Source organism: Nocardia sp. CY41 (assembly GCF_009829325.1).
GTDB lineage: Bacteria > Actinomycetota > Actinomycetes > Mycobacteriales > Mycobacteriaceae > Nocardia.
The window spans coordinates 18,459-31,665 of record NZ_VUOS01000016.1 but is presented as its reverse complement, the minus strand read 5'-3'; the positions used below and the strand labels follow the sequence as shown (position 1 = coordinate 31,665).

Genomic DNA, 13,207 nt, shown 5'->3' with positions numbered 1-13,207 from the left:
AGCTTCTTCTGATCCACCGCATCCACCACGGATTCGAGTGTCTCCGACATCAAATGATCCTTCCCGCCGAACCCTCAGGCTCGGCCAGTCAGACCGAGATCAGATACACCGGAGATCAGACACTCCCCCCTTAGCGAGATAGACCCTGCTGTTAAGAATCGTATCACCAGCCGCAAGCCGGCATTCGTGATGTGAAGGGCCGGTTGCGGTGTAGCTTCCGCGCGTGATGAGGGAGTTGGATCAGGACGAGCTGATCGATCGTTGGACGCTCGTCGGCGATGAGCTAGAGCTTGTTTCGGGCAAGCGGAAAGCTACGCGGCTTGGATTTGCTCTGCTGCTGCGTTTCTACACCGAGTGGGGTCCGTTCCCGCGCAGCCGGTCCGAACTTGCAGACGACGCGGTGGAGTACGTCGTCCGCCAAGTGCGGGTGGCCCCGACCGACATCGCGTTCTACGAGTGGTCAGGCCGGACCATCGAGTACCACCGTGCGCAGATCCGCATGGCGCTGAGGTTTCGGGAGTGATCGGTGGCCGATGCCGACGCGCTGGCCGAGTGGCTGGTCGAGCACGTGACGCAGGGAACAGTTGCCCGAGGTGGTGCACGAACACGCGCTGGCCCAGTGCCATACGAAGAAGATCGAGCCGCCGACGGCCGGACGCATCGACCGGATTGTGTCGTCGGCGCTGCATCGCGGCGAGGAGCTGCTGTTCAGCTGGTCGACTCGCGCATCGACAAACGGGTCAAGGCGCGGATGCAGACGCTGATCGCCGACACGGGAGGCGAGGATGACGACGGGCCGGCGGTGCTAGCGGCGATCCAGTCCGATCCCGGCGCGGTGAGCCTGAACACGATGCTGACCGAGATCGAGAAACTTCAGGCTGTGCGGGCGATCGGCGTGCCTGGTGACGTGTTCGCCGGTGTCGCAGCGAAGATCGTGACCGGCTGGTGGGCCGAGCGGCGGTGGAGTCGCCCAGCCACCTGCGCGACCACGCTCCGGGAAGTGACGCACACGTTGCTGGCCGTGTTGCTGCACTGCCGTCATGGGGAACTGACCGACACGCTGGTGGACCTGTTCTGCGCGACGGTGCATCGGATCAACGCCCGCGCCGAGATCCGGGTGACCAACAAGTTGATCAAGAAGTTCAAGAAGGTCACCGGCAAGGAGAACCTGCTGTTCCGGCTCGCCGAGGCCACCGTGGACGCCGGGGAAAAACTGGTGCGCGACTCGGTGTATCCGGTGGCGTCGCAGGCGACGCTGCGGGATCTGCTGGCCGAGTTCAAGTCCGCGGGGCCGACGTATCAGCGCACGGTGAAGGCGACGTTGAAGGGCTCCTATACCGGCCACTACCGGACCGGGCTGATCAAGCTGCTGAGCGTGTTGGAGTTCCGCTCCAACAACACCGCCCCCCTGCCGGTGCTCGACGCCCTGGTTCTGGTGGTCCGATATGCCGGGGCGGCGAACCTGCGCTACTACCCTCCCGAAGAGAACCCGTCGGCTCATCGGGGTTTGACGGCGGAATGGCAGGACCTTGCGTATCAGCCCGACAAGCGTGGGAAACGTCGAGTGATGCGGATGGTGTACGAGGTCGCGACGCTCAAGTCCCTGCGGGATAAGTTGCAGTGCAAGGTGATTTGGGTGGTCGATGCGGACAAGTGGCGCAACCCGGCCGAGGATCTGCCGATCGACTTCGAGGCCCGCCGCACCGAGCACTACGAGGCGCTGCGCAAACCGCTGGACCCGACAGAGTTCATCGAGGCTCTGCGAGCCGAGCTGGATGCCCTGGACGAGGCGCTGCCGAAGTGCCCGCGGCTGGACATCGGCGAACGCCGGTCGGGCGCGATCAGACTGACTCCGATTCCCAAGGCCCCGGAGCCCCAGAACCTTCGGAAGTTGAAGAAGGCGGTGCGCACCCGGTGGGGCGTAGTCCCCCTGATCGATATGGTCGAGGAGGCCGTGCTTCGCACCGGTTGCTTGCGGCGGCCACGTCCGTGGCCGACTGCGGTCAACTGCCGGAGGAGGTTCTGGCCGAGCGGCTGCTGTTGGGCATCTACGCCTACGGCACCAACACCATCCGCTTGGTATCCGGCGGCGACCACGGCCAAGGCGAGGACGACACACGCTATGCGCGCCGCCGCTACCTGAGCGTCGAGGCGGCGCGGCGCATCGCGATCGAGATCACCAACGCCACGTTCCGCATCCGCCGGACGAGCCTGTGGGGCGAGGGCTCCACCGCGGTCGCGTCGGACTCGACACACTTCGGGTCGTGGGACCAGAACATGTTCACCGAGTGGCACTCCCGCTACGGCGGTCGCGGCGTGCTGATCTGCTGGAGCGTGGAGAAGGGCTCGGTAATCATCCACTCCCAGTTGCTCAACTGCACCGCGTCCGAGGTGCACGCGATGGTGGAGGGAGCGATCCACCACGGCACGGGGATGACCGTCGCCGGCAACTACGTCGACTCGCACGGGCAGTCCGAAATCGGGTTCGGGGTCACCCGGCTGCTCGGATTCGATCTGCTGCCCAGGATCAAGCGGATCAACAAATGCCGGCTGTACCGGCCCGCTACCGGCGAGTCTGGGCTGTGGCCCGCACTGGGACCAGCGCTGAAGCGGCCGATTCGGTGGGAACTGATTGCCCAGCAGTACGACCAGATGCTCAAGTACGCCGCCGCGATCCGCACCCGCACCGCCTCGACGGAAGCGATCCTGCACAGGTTCATGAAGGCCAACGCCAACCATCCCACCTATCAGGCGATGATCGAGCTGGTCGGGTGCAGAAAACGATCTTCCTGTGCCGCTACCTTCGCAGCCGGGAACTGCGACGCGAATCGAGTCGGGCCTGAACGTGGTCGAGTCGTGGAACCGCGCCAACAGCGTGCTGTTCTACGGCATAACCGGTAAGACCGGAATCCCCGAGACATCACTGCACCGCTACCTCGGCAACGCACCTAAGTGATGCTGACATGCGCTATCCCGCTCGTTTGCGGCTGGTGACACGATTCTTACCAGCACCCCGATTATTTGTGAACCGACGATCAGTATCAGAGCCCGCACCACCGGCGTGGGCCCGGCATCAGCGACGCGCGTCGCGCAGCTCGCGGGGAAGGGCGAAGACGAGGGTCTCGTTGGCCGTGGTGACCGGCTGGACGTCGCCGTAGCCGTGCTCGGCCAGCATGTCCAGCACGCCGCGAACCAGGATTTCGGGCACCGAGGCGCCCGACGTGATGCCGATCGTGCGGACACCGTCGAGCCAGGCCGGGTCGACCTCGCGGGCGAAGTCCACCAGGTAGGCGGCCTTGGCGCCGGCGCCGAGCGCCACTTCCACCAGGCGCACCGAGTTCGACGAGTTGCGCGAGCCGACCACGATCACCAGGTCGCATTCCGGCGCCATCGCCTTGACGGCCACCTGGCGGTTCTGCGTGGCATAGCAGATGTCGTCACTCGGTGGGTCCTGCAGGGCGGGGAAGCGCTCGCGCAGCCGCTGCACCGTCTCCATCGTCTCGTCCACGCTCAACGTGGTCTGCGACAGCCAGATCACCTTCGACTCGTCGCGCACGCTGACCTTGTCCACCGCGTCGGGCCCGTCGACCAACTGGACATGGTCGGGCGCCTCGCCGGCGGTGCCTTCCACCTCTTCGTGACCCTCGTGACCGATCAGCAGGATGTCGTAGTCGTCGCGGGCGAAGCGCTTCGCCTCCTGGTGCACCTTGGTCACCAGCGGACAGGTGGCGTCGATGGTGTGCAGATTGCGCGCGGCGGCCGTCGCGTGCACCGTGGGCGCCACGCCGTGCGCGGAGAACACCACGACCGCGCCCTCGGGGACCTGGTCGGTCTCGTCGACGAAGACCACGCCGCGGTCGCGCAGCGTCTCCACGACGTGCCGGTTGTGCACGATCTCCTTGCGCACGTAGATGGGCGCCCCGTGCTTATCCAGCGCCTTCTCGACGGTTTCGACCGCACGGTCCACGCCGGCGCAGTATCCGCGCGGCTCCGCGAGCAGCACGCGTTTTCCGCCCTCGGCGACGGCGTTTCCGGCGCCTGCCGAGCGGGCGATTCCGACGTTCAAGGGAATGGCCGAAGACATGCCCACAGGATACGTGCGGACCGGGAGCACGCCACGTCGGGGAGTTGCCCGTCACATCGCGCGCGAGCCGCCGCGTACGGCCGCGAACTGCGGTGGAAAGCCCGGCCCGACCGTATGGCCGACCCGCCGCGGCGAATGTCTCGGACACTCCCGTCGGGACCTGGGTTTATTCTCCGCATTATGAGCACAGGGCCGCGTAATTCCCGCCGATCGGCCGCGCGCCGGGATCGGCGAATATCCGAACCGCGCGCACCCCTCCTTTGCATAACACACCATTTCGGGCAGGCTAGGACCATGTTTCGACCACCCTTTCTGGCCCGGGTCGCCGCCGGAGCCGCCGTATACGCCCTCGAGGAATCCCGCCGCCTACCCACGGCGGCAATGAATTTCCCGATCACGGCCATCAGTCAGGTGCTGCAGACGACGATGCACGTCCAGCAGTTCGTGACGAGTCTGGCGCTGAAGGGCGACGCGGTCTTCGACCGTTTGTCCCACCGCCCGGTCGAACAGCCGGAATGGGCCACGTTCGACGAGGACATCGCCGACGATCCGAGCCCCACCACGCTCCGCGCCAGTCGATTCGATCTCTACACCGCCGACGATCCCGAACCGTTCCGCGCGCCGGAATCGTTCACCGACGACACCCGTACCGGTGCGACCAACGGCCACGTCGCGTCGGTGACGACGATCGCCGAGCCGCCGGCCGTGGAGCCGGAACCGGCCGATCCGGATCCGGCCGACCCCGACCCCGACCCCGACTCCGTCGCCGAGGCGCCCGCCATCGCCGAGCCGGAGGTCGCCGTCCGCTACGACTACGCCAACATGACCCTGGCCCAGCTGCGCGCCCGGCTGCGCCTGCTGACGATCGAAGACCTCACCGCGCTGCTGGAGTACGAGCAGCACACCCGCGCCAGGGCGCCGTTCGTGACCATGCTCACGAACCGGATCGCCACTGTGCAGGCCCAGTGACCGAACCCCGGACCCCCTCGTCGGCGGCTGGCCGGGAGACCTCCGGCCAACCCGCCGCACCGGCCAACTCCGCCGAGCACCCTTGGCCGGTGCGCTCGGTGTCCATCAAGGTCGCCCAGTGGATCGACCGGCTCGGCAGCATCTGGGTGGAGGGCCAGATCACCCAGATCAATCTCCGTCCGGGCACCCGCACCGCGTTCCTGGTGTTGCGCGACCCGTCCGCCGACATGTCGCTGTCGGTGACCTGCGACCCGGATCTCATCCGCAATTCCCCCGTGCCCCTGCAAGAGGGCAGCCGGGTGGTCGTCTACGGCAAGCTCTCGTTCTTCACCGGACGCGGCACGATCTCGTTGCGCGTCTTGGAGATCCGGCCCGTCGGCATCGGCGAGCTGCTGGCCCGCATCGAACGCTTGAAGGCGCTGCTGGCCGCCGAGGGCTTGTTCGATCCCCGGCTCAAGCGCCCGATCCCGTTCCTGCCCGGCACCATCGGCCTGATCACCGGACGCGCGAGCGCCGCGGAGCGCGACGTGCTGAGCGTCGCCCGGAACCGCTGGCCCGCCGTGCGCTTCGAAATTCGCAACACAGCCGTACAGGGCCCCACCGCGGTGGCGCAGATGCTCACGGCGCTCGCCGAACTCGATCGGCATCCGGCCGTCGAGGTCATCGTGCTCGCGCGCGGCGGCGGCAGCGTGGAAGACCTGCTGCCGTTCTCCGACGAGGCACTGTGCCGTGCCATCGTGGCCGCCACCACGCCGATCGTCAGCGCGATCGGCCACGAGCCGGACAACCCGCTCAGCGACTTCGTCGCCGATCTGCGCGCGGCCACCCCGACCGACGCCGCCAAGCGGATCGTCCCGGACGCCGCCGCCGAATTGGCCTGCATCCGCGAACTGCGCGAACGCACCGCCGCCGCACTGCGCGGCTGGGTGGACCGGGAGACCAAGGCGCTCGCTCAACTGCGCTCACGGCCCGTGCTGGCCGACCCCCTGCGCGAGATCGATCGCCGTCAGGAAGAGGTCGAACGCCTGCGCACGGCCGCGCGCCGCTCCACCGAGCAGCTGATCCGCACCGAGGGGACGGCCACCCGGCACCTGCGCGAGAAACTCACCGCCGTGGGCCCCGCCGCCACGCTGGCCCGTGGCTACGCTGTCGTACAGCGTGTCACCGGCCGGGATCGGGAGGTGGTGCGCTCGATCGAGGACGCGCCCGCGGGCAGCCAGTTGCGCATCCGGGTCGCCGACGGGGCCGTCACCGCCGCCGCGCTCGGCACCCAGGCGCTCGGCGCGCGGCACACCGACACAGGGAGGAACTGATCTTGGCCGAATCCGGCAAGTCCACGGACAAGAACGGGACAGGCGCCGATCCGGCCGACGACGCGGCCGAGATCGCCGGTTTCGGCTACGAACGCGCGCGCGACGAATTGGTCAACGTGGTCAAGATCCTCGAGCAAGGCGGCCTCGACCTGGACGAATCGCTGGCGCTGTGGGAGCGGGGCGAGGCGCTGGCCACTCGCTGCGAAGAGCACCTGGCTGGCGCGCGCAAGCGCGTCGAGGACGCACTGCACCGCACCGACCTGGAGCGGCAGGAATGACGATCCGCCGGGCCACGCCCGACATCCGCACCACCGACCTGGCGGCGAGCCGCGCGTTCTACCGGCTGCTCGGCTTCCAGGAGGCGATGGACCTGGGCTGGGTCGTGGCGATGGCCTCGCCGTCCAACCCGACCGCCCAAGTCCTGCTCGTCGGTCCCGACGCCGAACAACTCCAGCCGGACATGAGTGTGGAGGTGGATGACGTCGACGCCGTGCACGCGGCGGTGACCGCCGCCGGAGCCGAGGTCGTCTACCCCTTGCGCGACGAGCCCTGGGGTGTGCGCCGCTTCTTCGTGCGCGACCCGAGCGGGACCGTCGTCAACGTGGTCAGCCACCGCTGACGACAGTCCCCAGGGTCACCGTCAGCGCAGTGCGATGCGGAACCGTGCGACGCCGTCCACGCTGCTCACCTGCTCGAACCCGGCTTTCTCCAGCACGCGTACCGACGACGGATTGGACAGGTCCACGTCCGCGCGCACCGCGTGGACGCCGGGCGCGGTGCGCGCGTGCGTCGTCAACGCGACGGTGGCCTCGGTGGCGTAGCCGCGGCCGCGACGCGAGGCGACGATGCCGTAGCCGATCTCCAGCTCACCGTCGGCGGGCGGCCAGAACAGCCCGATCGATCCGACCACGAGCCCACCGGCTCGCTCCACGACGAGCCGGTGCCCGAACGGCCCGTACCAGTCCGGATGGGCGGCGAGCAGACCGGCGATGACGCGATCGCCCTCGGCGGGGAAGTCCGCCGCCCACCCGGCGTGACGCCCGTCGCCGAGCACGGCGGCGGCCGTCGCGGCGGTCCACGAGCGCAGGATCAGGCGGTCGGTGAGCAGATCGGCGGAAAGAGAAACAGACACGTGACACTCCTGGTCATCGAGAAAAGACTGGTTCGCGCCGACGCGTCTGCGGGAAGAATCAGTGGCGCGCGAACCGGCGAAGGCATGCGGAATACAGCTGATGACAGCCATATTCATCGACCTCCGAGATCCGGTTCGGCACGTGTCTCGTACCGCGGCAAACCTAACGGTCGCGCGCGGACGAAGGCAAGCGTATTTCAGGGCTTCAGTGGTTGGGCGGCGGCGATCGCCTGTGCGAGCGTGCTGAACGCCGCCTGGTTGCCCGCACCGGTGATCAGCACGCGGGACTGGCCGAGGTCGGTGATCCACGCGGTCTCCGAGCCCTGCTCGGCGTAGACGACCCACTTCTGCGCGCCGACCTGCTCGGTGCCGCTGGCGTACCGGGACCCGAGCACGAATCGGGCCAGCGCCTCCTCGGTCGCATTGCTCTGGCTGAAACGCATGTAGGTGCCTTGCGGCGTGATGTAGCCGACCGTGCTGACCGGACCGCCGCCGTTGCCGCCGATGGACTCGCGACTACCCGAATTCGGCGTCCACTCCGCGGGCAGATCCGGGTTGCGTATCGGGAACGGGAGGGAACGAGCATCGGCGGTGAGCGCCGCCCGCGCGTCGAAGTGCGGGATCTGCCCCTGGGTCGGACCGTTCGCGGCGAAACTGCACTGGCTGGCCAGCCCCGCGAACACCAGCGCGATCAGGACCAACGGGATCAGCGACCAGAACAGATCCCGGTAGTCGTTCAGGATGCGCGGCTTTTGGTACGACACGCTCCCAGTATCCACTCGCGCGGCGACACCGCCCCGCGCACCCCGACACCTCGAGCAGGGGTGTACGCCCGTGCCATATCGAATGAGACAATTGACCGGTACGTACCGACGCACAGGAGGCACCCCGCAATGACGGCAACTTCTCCCACACCTAGCCGCCGCGAGGCGCCCGACCGCAACCTCGCACTCGAGCTGGTCCGCGTGACCGAGGCCGGGGCGATGGCCGCGGGCCGGTGGGTCGGACGCGGCGACAAGGAGGGGGGCGACGGCGCCGCCGTCGACGCCATGCGGCAGCTGGTCAGCTCGGTGTCCATGCGCGGCGTCGTCGTCATCGGCGAGGGCGAGAAGGACGAAGCGCCCATGCTGTACAACGGTGAGGCCGTCGGCGACGGAACCGGCCCCGAAGTGGACTTCGCGGTGGATCCGATCGACGGCACCACGCTGATGTCCAAGGGCGTGCCCGGCGCGATCTCGGTGCTCGCGGTAGCCGAGCGCGGCGCCATGTTCGACCCCTCCGCGGTGTTCTACATGCACAAGATCGCCGTCGGTCCCGACGCCGCCGACGTGATCGATATCTCGGCCCCGATCGGCGAAAACATCAGCCGGGTCGCCAAGGCGAAGAACTCCGCGAAGTCCGACCTGACCGTCTGCATCCTGGACCGTCCCCGGCACGCCGAGCTGATTCAGCAGGTGCGCGACGCGGGCGCCCGCATCCGCCTGATCTCCGACGGTGACGTCGCAGGCGCGATCGCCGCGGCCCGCCCCGATTCCGGCACCGACATCCTGGTCGGCATCGGCGGCACCCCCGAGGGCATCATCGCCGCCGCCGCGATGCGCTGTATGGGCGGTGAGCTGCAGGGCATGCTCGCGCCGAAGGACGACGAGGAACGGCAGAAGGCCATCGACGCGGGTCACGACCTCGACCGCGTGCTGACCACCGAGGACCTCGTCTCCGGCGAGAACGTCTTCTTCTGCGCCACCGGCGTCACCGACGGCGACCTGCTGCGCGGCGTGCGCTACTACGGTGGCGGCGCGTCCACGCAGTCGATCGTCATGCGCTCGAAGTCCGGCACGGTCCGCATGATCGACGCCTACCACCGCCTGACCAAGCTGCGCGAATACTCCTCGGTCGATTTCATCGGCGACGAACACGCGGTCCCGCCGCTGCCGTAATTTTTTCCAGCGCCTGCGGCGCTGGGTGTTCGCGGCCCCCTTATGGCTCGCGTCTGCGCAACCACCGCTTGCGACTTCGTCGCGGACGCGGCGGCCACGCAAACGCGAGCCGGGCCGCGAACGGGCGGATGCTCGGTCTCGCTGCGCTCGGAACCGGGAGTTGGGGTCAGTGGTTCCGTAATGTGGAGACCGTACCCCCGATGTGCGCGGTTTATCGTGCCGGTCGCTTTTCCACTGGTGGGCGATCGGACAGCGGGGCAGGGACCGTCTTCACCCGCAGGCACGCAGGGTGCGCGACGGTCGCTGTTCCGGTTCAGCCGGTGCGCGGGCCAGGCTCAACGATCCCGGGGCGGGACCGCCGATCTGCTCGGCCGTCGCCCGCTTCAAGCTCCCCCTCGCCGTGTGCCGCTGTTGCGGACCGGTTGTCTGCTTCGCATGTACACCGTACGGAGTTGGTAGGCAGGCGCAGCTCCGGGCCGTGTGGCACTGCCACCGAGCCAACGGTGCGTATTCCCCGGCGAAGGTCTGCCGAGGTGTGCGAATGACCTCAGGCGTGGCTGCCCCACGGAACGCGGGTGCGGCATAGGGTCGGGATCATGAGCGAGGAGACGCAGTACCGCATCGAGCACGACACCATGGGCGAGGTCCGGGTTCCGGTGGACGCTTTGTGGCGGGCGCAGACCCAGCGGGCCGTGGAGAACTTCCCGATCAGCGGACGCGGCTTGGAACGGGCGCAGATTCGCGCGCTCGGCCTGCTGAAGGCCGCGTGCGCCACGGTGAACCGCGACCTGGGTCTGCTCGATCCCGCGAAGGCCGATGCCATCATCGCCGCGGCGAACGAGATCGCGGACGGCAGGCACGACGACCAGTTCCCGATCGACGTCTTCCAAACCGGTTCCGGCACCAGCTCGAACATGAACGCCAACGAGGTCATCGCCTCGCTGGCCAAGGCGAAGGGTGTCACCGTCCACCCGAACGACGACGTGAACATGTCGCAGTCGTCCAACGACACCTTCCCCACCGCAACTCATCTCGCCGCTACCGAAGCGGTCATCACCGATCTGGTTCCCGCGCTGGAGCATCTGCGGCTGGCGCTGCTGGACAAGTCGGTGGAATGGCGGACCGTGGTGAAGTCCGGCCGCACCCACCTGATGGACGCGGTCCCGGTGACGCTCGGCCAGGAATTCGGCGGCTACACCCGTCAGGTCGCCGCGGGCATCGACCGCATCATGGCGACGCTGCCGCGGCTGGGCGAACTGCCGATCGGCGGAACGGCGGTCGGCACCGGTCTGAACGCGCCGGAGGGCTTCGGCGCGAAGGTCGTCGCGGAACTGGTGCGCGCCACCGACATCGACGCGCTGCGCGAGGCCGAGGACCACTTCGAGGCACAGGCCGCGCGCGACGGCCTGGTCGAGGCGTCCGGCGCGCTTCGCACGATCGCGGTGAGCCTCACCAAGATCGCCAACGACATCCGCTGGATGGGCTCGGGCCCGCTCACCGGACTGGCCGAGATCCAGCTGCCGGACCTGCAGCCCGGCAGCTCGATCATGCCCGGCAAGGTGAACCCGGTGCTCCCCGAGGCGGTGACCCAGGTCGGCGCGCAGGTGATCGGCAACGACGCCGCGGTCGCCTTCGCGGGCGCGAACGGCGCCTTCGAACTGAACGTCTACATCCCGGTGATGGCGCGCAACTTGCTGGAGTCGATTCGCCTGCTGGCCAACGTCTCCCGCCTGTTCGCCGACAAGTGCGTGCGCGGTTTGGTCGCCAATGTCGAGCATCTGCGCACGCTCGCCGAGTCGTCGCCGTCGATCGTGACGCCGCTGAACTCGGCGATCGGCTACGAGGAGGCGGCCGCGGTGGCGAAGGAAGCGCTGAAGGAGAAGAAGACCATCCGCCAGACCGTCATCGACCGCGGTCTGCTGGGCGAGAAGCTGACCGAGGAAGAACTCGACCGCCGTCTCGATGTCCTGGCCATGGCGAAGGTGGTGGACCAGGACTGACCAGACCATCCTCGCCGCCACACCCGACCGTCACCACAGGCGTCATCGGCCGCCGTGCCGAAACGAACGCCACCTCGATAACCGTGCGGCTACCGAGGTGGCGTTCGCCGAACGCGGCCGTCGCGACGGACCGGATGACGGCAGGTCAGTCGCGCAAGTGCGCGAGCTCGTCGCGCGCCAGCTCCCCGTCCGGACCGAAATCGGTCCGAGTGAAGATGTTCCACCGCCGCAGCAAGGGGGCGAAGACCAGCTCGCCCTCCTTGGCGCGATCGTAGATGCCCGCCTCGGCGAGCACCGCGTCGCTGCTGCGGCCGTCGGGCAGCGTCACCGTGGGGACCTCGAAGCCGGCGACCCGGTCGGCGATGGCCCGCACGGTCTGGTCGGGCACCAGATCGAGCGCGGCGGCGACCAGGTCGGCGAAGAACACCGACTGCAGTTCGTCGTCCGCCGCGATCCGCTCCGCGATGGCGGTGACCAGGGGATTCTCGCCGAGCGCGGCGGTGTTGCGATGCCGGACCGCGCTGGCGGCCTCCTCGAACGCGCAGTTGGCCAGCACGTCGAGCAGGTGCATCGCCGGGCGGCGGAAGCCCTTGGTCATGTGCTCCATGCGCAACCGCTCCAGCTCCACCGGGTCGACGGCCCTGGTGACCATGAGGTAGTTGCGGATGGTGATCTCGTGGCGGTTCTCCTCGGCCGTCCAGCGGCCCACCCAGCGCCACCACGCGCCGGTGCGCAGGTACTTGCCGATCTCGCGGTGATACGAGGGCAGGTTGTCGGCGATCAGCACCGAGACGGTCAACGCCAGTTTGGCGGTTTCGCCGAGTTCGGACTGCTCCGGCGTCCAGTCGTCACCGCCGAGGAAGGCGAAGTTGCGCCCGTCGTCCCACGGCACGAAGTCGTGGGGCTGCCACCCGTCGGCGACATCGACGTGCTTACGCAGCAGCAGTTCTACGTCCACCGCGAGCGATTCGAGCAGTTCGCGGTCGGTCAGGAGAGTTTGCACCGAGATAACCTAGCGGCTTGGCCCGCGGAGCGGGAGCGGATGGATGGGATTCACAGGCAACCGGGACCACACCGCGACCCCGGACGCCGAATATCTGGCTCCTACTTCGGCGTGACGGTGATAGTACCGTTCACCCAGGTGATGGTGCCGCCGGAGAAGTCGCTCTGCTTGCCGCCGGGGATGTCCTTCTCGTCGCTGACCGGGTAGCCGAGCGGCCCCTGCGCGCCACCGTTGTCCTCCCACGCCTTGCGGATCTCGCCCCAGACGACGTGCGGTTCCCCGTCCTTGGCCTCGTAGATCGTGCCGCCCGCGAAGTCCTGGTATTCCCCGTCGTCAGGGCCCTTCTCCTCGGCTTCCAGCGGGAGGCCGAGCGTGCCGGTCGGGCCGCCGAGCTGGGTGTACTTCTCGTAGATGTCGCCGTCGACGCTGATCTCGCCGCCCGGAGTGGCGATCTTGGTGCCCTCCGCGCTCGCCCCCGTGGTGGCCGTGGCGCCCGTGGTGCCGGTCGGCTCCTCCCCGGTGCGCGTGGGGCTCCCGGTGGCGCTGCCCGGGCTGACCATCGAGGTGACCATGCCGGTCATGCTGGCCATGCCGGTCTTGGCGCCGTCGCCTTTGTCGTCATCGTCGCCGCAGCCGGCCAAGACCAACCCTGCCGCGGCGAGCACTGCGGTGAATCCAGCCGTTCGTCGAGCGAAGTGGTGCATGTCCATCCTCTCGCTGTGGGCTACCGGCACACCACGGACTCCGTGACGGCGCCACGAGTAGCCTC

The 13,207-nt window shown here is 68.3% G+C and carries 14 protein-coding genes; 9 read left to right on the top strand and 5 right to left on the bottom strand.

What is annotated here, in order from left to right:
- The first annotated feature begins 226 nt into the window (after positions 1-226).
- The 3 genes from GVY64_RS18930 to GVY64_RS18920 all read left to right on the top strand — a co-directional run bounded on the left by GVY64_RS18930 (position 227) and on the right by GVY64_RS18920 (position 2,901).
- Positions 227-523 carry a DUF4158 domain-containing protein gene (locus GVY64_RS18930; RefSeq protein ID WP_328820973.1) on the top strand — a complete coding sequence of 99 codons (297 nt, stop codon included), beginning with the start codon at positions 227-229 and terminating at the stop codon, positions 521-523.
- Positions 524-751: 228 nt separating this feature from the next.
- On the top strand, positions 752-2,143 hold the full coding sequence (locus GVY64_RS18925) for a hypothetical protein (protein ID WP_159843231.1): 1,392 nt from the start codon (positions 752-754) through the stop codon (positions 2,141-2,143).
- The gene (locus tag GVY64_RS18920) at positions 2,041-2,901 is read left to right on the top strand and encodes a Tn3 family transposase (protein WP_159843229.1); all 861 of its coding nucleotides are present in this window, start codon (positions 2,041-2,043) and stop codon (positions 2,899-2,901) included. Before GVY64_RS18925 ends, GVY64_RS18920 begins: the two co-directional genes overlap by 103 nt.
- A 172-nt stretch (positions 2,902-3,073) precedes the next feature.
- On the opposite strand, the gene GVY64_RS18915 is transcribed toward GVY64_RS18920, so the two are convergent.
- Complete coding sequence (locus GVY64_RS18915; protein WP_159843227.1) at positions 3,074-4,084, bottom strand: 4-hydroxy-3-methylbut-2-enyl diphosphate reductase; 1,011 nt, start codon at positions 4,082-4,084, stop codon at positions 3,074-3,076.
- A gap of 294 nt (positions 4,085-4,378) precedes the next feature.
- Here GVY64_RS18915 and GVY64_RS18910 point away from each other — a divergent pair, with 294 nt between their 5' ends.
- From GVY64_RS18910 to GVY64_RS18895, 4 genes are read left to right on the top strand one after another with little or no spacing between them, the layout of a single operon-like run.
- Positions 4,379-5,053 (top strand): lipid droplet-associated protein, encoded by a 675-nt coding sequence (locus GVY64_RS18910; RefSeq protein ID WP_159843225.1) that lies wholly within the window; start codon positions 4,379-4,381, stop codon positions 5,051-5,053.
- Complete coding sequence (gene xseA, locus GVY64_RS18905; RefSeq protein ID WP_159843223.1) at positions 5,050-6,366, top strand: exodeoxyribonuclease VII large subunit; 1,317 nt, start codon at positions 5,050-5,052, stop codon at positions 6,364-6,366. Before GVY64_RS18910 ends, xseA begins: the two co-directional genes overlap by 4 nt.
- Before the next feature lie 2 nt (positions 6,367-6,368).
- Positions 6,369-6,644: an exodeoxyribonuclease VII small subunit gene (locus tag GVY64_RS18900; RefSeq protein ID WP_434086151.1), complete on the top strand. Its 276-nt coding sequence runs from the start codon at positions 6,369-6,371 to the stop codon at positions 6,642-6,644.
- A complete protein-coding gene (locus GVY64_RS18895) occupies positions 6,641-6,985 on the top strand; it encodes a VOC family protein (protein WP_159843221.1) in 345 nt (114 codons plus the stop codon). The genes GVY64_RS18900 and GVY64_RS18895 overlap by 4 nt, the downstream gene beginning before the upstream one ends.
- 21 nt (positions 6,986-7,006) lie before the next feature.
- On the opposite strand, the gene GVY64_RS18890 is transcribed toward GVY64_RS18895, so the two are convergent.
- A complete protein-coding gene (locus tag GVY64_RS18890; protein ID WP_236566972.1) occupies positions 7,007-7,498 on the bottom strand; it encodes a GNAT family N-acetyltransferase in 492 nt (163 codons plus the stop codon).
- Positions 7,499-7,695: 197 nt separating this feature from the next.
- Complete coding sequence (locus GVY64_RS18885) at positions 7,696-8,262, bottom strand: DUF4245 domain-containing protein (RefSeq protein WP_159843217.1); 567 nt, start codon at positions 8,260-8,262, stop codon at positions 7,696-7,698.
- A 129-nt stretch (positions 8,263-8,391) separates the two neighbouring features.
- Between GVY64_RS18885 and glpX the strand changes: the two genes are divergently transcribed.
- Both glpX and GVY64_RS18875 read left to right on the top strand, forming a co-directional pair.
- A complete protein-coding gene (glpX, locus tag GVY64_RS18880; protein ID WP_159843215.1) occupies positions 8,392-9,435 on the top strand; it encodes a class II fructose-bisphosphatase in 1,044 nt (347 codons plus the stop codon).
- A gap of 596 nt (positions 9,436-10,031) precedes the next feature.
- Positions 10,032-11,435 carry a class II fumarate hydratase gene (locus tag GVY64_RS18875; protein WP_159843212.1) on the top strand — a complete coding sequence of 468 codons (1,404 nt, stop codon included), beginning with the start codon at positions 10,032-10,034 and terminating at the stop codon, positions 11,433-11,435.
- Between the two features lie 145 nt (positions 11,436-11,580).
- On the opposite strand, the gene GVY64_RS18870 is transcribed toward GVY64_RS18875, so the two are convergent.
- Positions 11,581-12,438 (bottom strand): acyl-ACP desaturase, encoded by an 858-nt coding sequence (locus GVY64_RS18870; RefSeq protein WP_159843210.1) that lies wholly within the window; start codon positions 12,436-12,438, stop codon positions 11,581-11,583.
- A gap of 101 nt (positions 12,439-12,539) precedes the next feature.
- Complete coding sequence (locus tag GVY64_RS18865; RefSeq protein WP_159843208.1) at positions 12,540-13,142, bottom strand: LGFP repeat-containing protein; 603 nt, start codon at positions 13,140-13,142, stop codon at positions 12,540-12,542.
- Positions 13,143-13,207: the final 65 nt, after the last annotated feature.

Coding starts and splice junctions, on each gene's coding strand:
- GVY64_RS18915 (WP_159843227.1), bottom strand. CDS start 4,084: ATGTCTTCGGCCATTCCCTTGAACGTCGGAATCGCCCGCTCGGCAGGC.
- glpX (WP_159843215.1), top strand. CDS start 8,392: ATGACGGCAACTTCTCCCACACCTAGCCGCCGCGAGGCGCCCGACCGC.
- GVY64_RS18895 (WP_159843221.1), top strand. CDS start 6,641: ATGACGATCCGCCGGGCCACGCCCGACATCCGCACCACCGACCTGGCG.
- GVY64_RS18865 (WP_159843208.1), bottom strand. CDS start 13,142: ATGCACCACTTCGCTCGACGAACGGCTGGATTCACCGCAGTGCTCGCC.
- GVY64_RS18925 (WP_159843231.1), top strand. CDS start 752: ATGCAGACGCTGATCGCCGACACGGGAGGCGAGGATGACGACGGGCCG.
- GVY64_RS18930 (WP_328820973.1), top strand. CDS start 227: ATGAGGGAGTTGGATCAGGACGAGCTGATCGATCGTTGGACGCTCGTC.
- GVY64_RS18875 (WP_159843212.1), top strand. CDS start 10,032: ATGAGCGAGGAGACGCAGTACCGCATCGAGCACGACACCATGGGCGAG.
- GVY64_RS18910 (WP_159843225.1), top strand. CDS start 4,379: ATGTTTCGACCACCCTTTCTGGCCCGGGTCGCCGCCGGAGCCGCCGTA.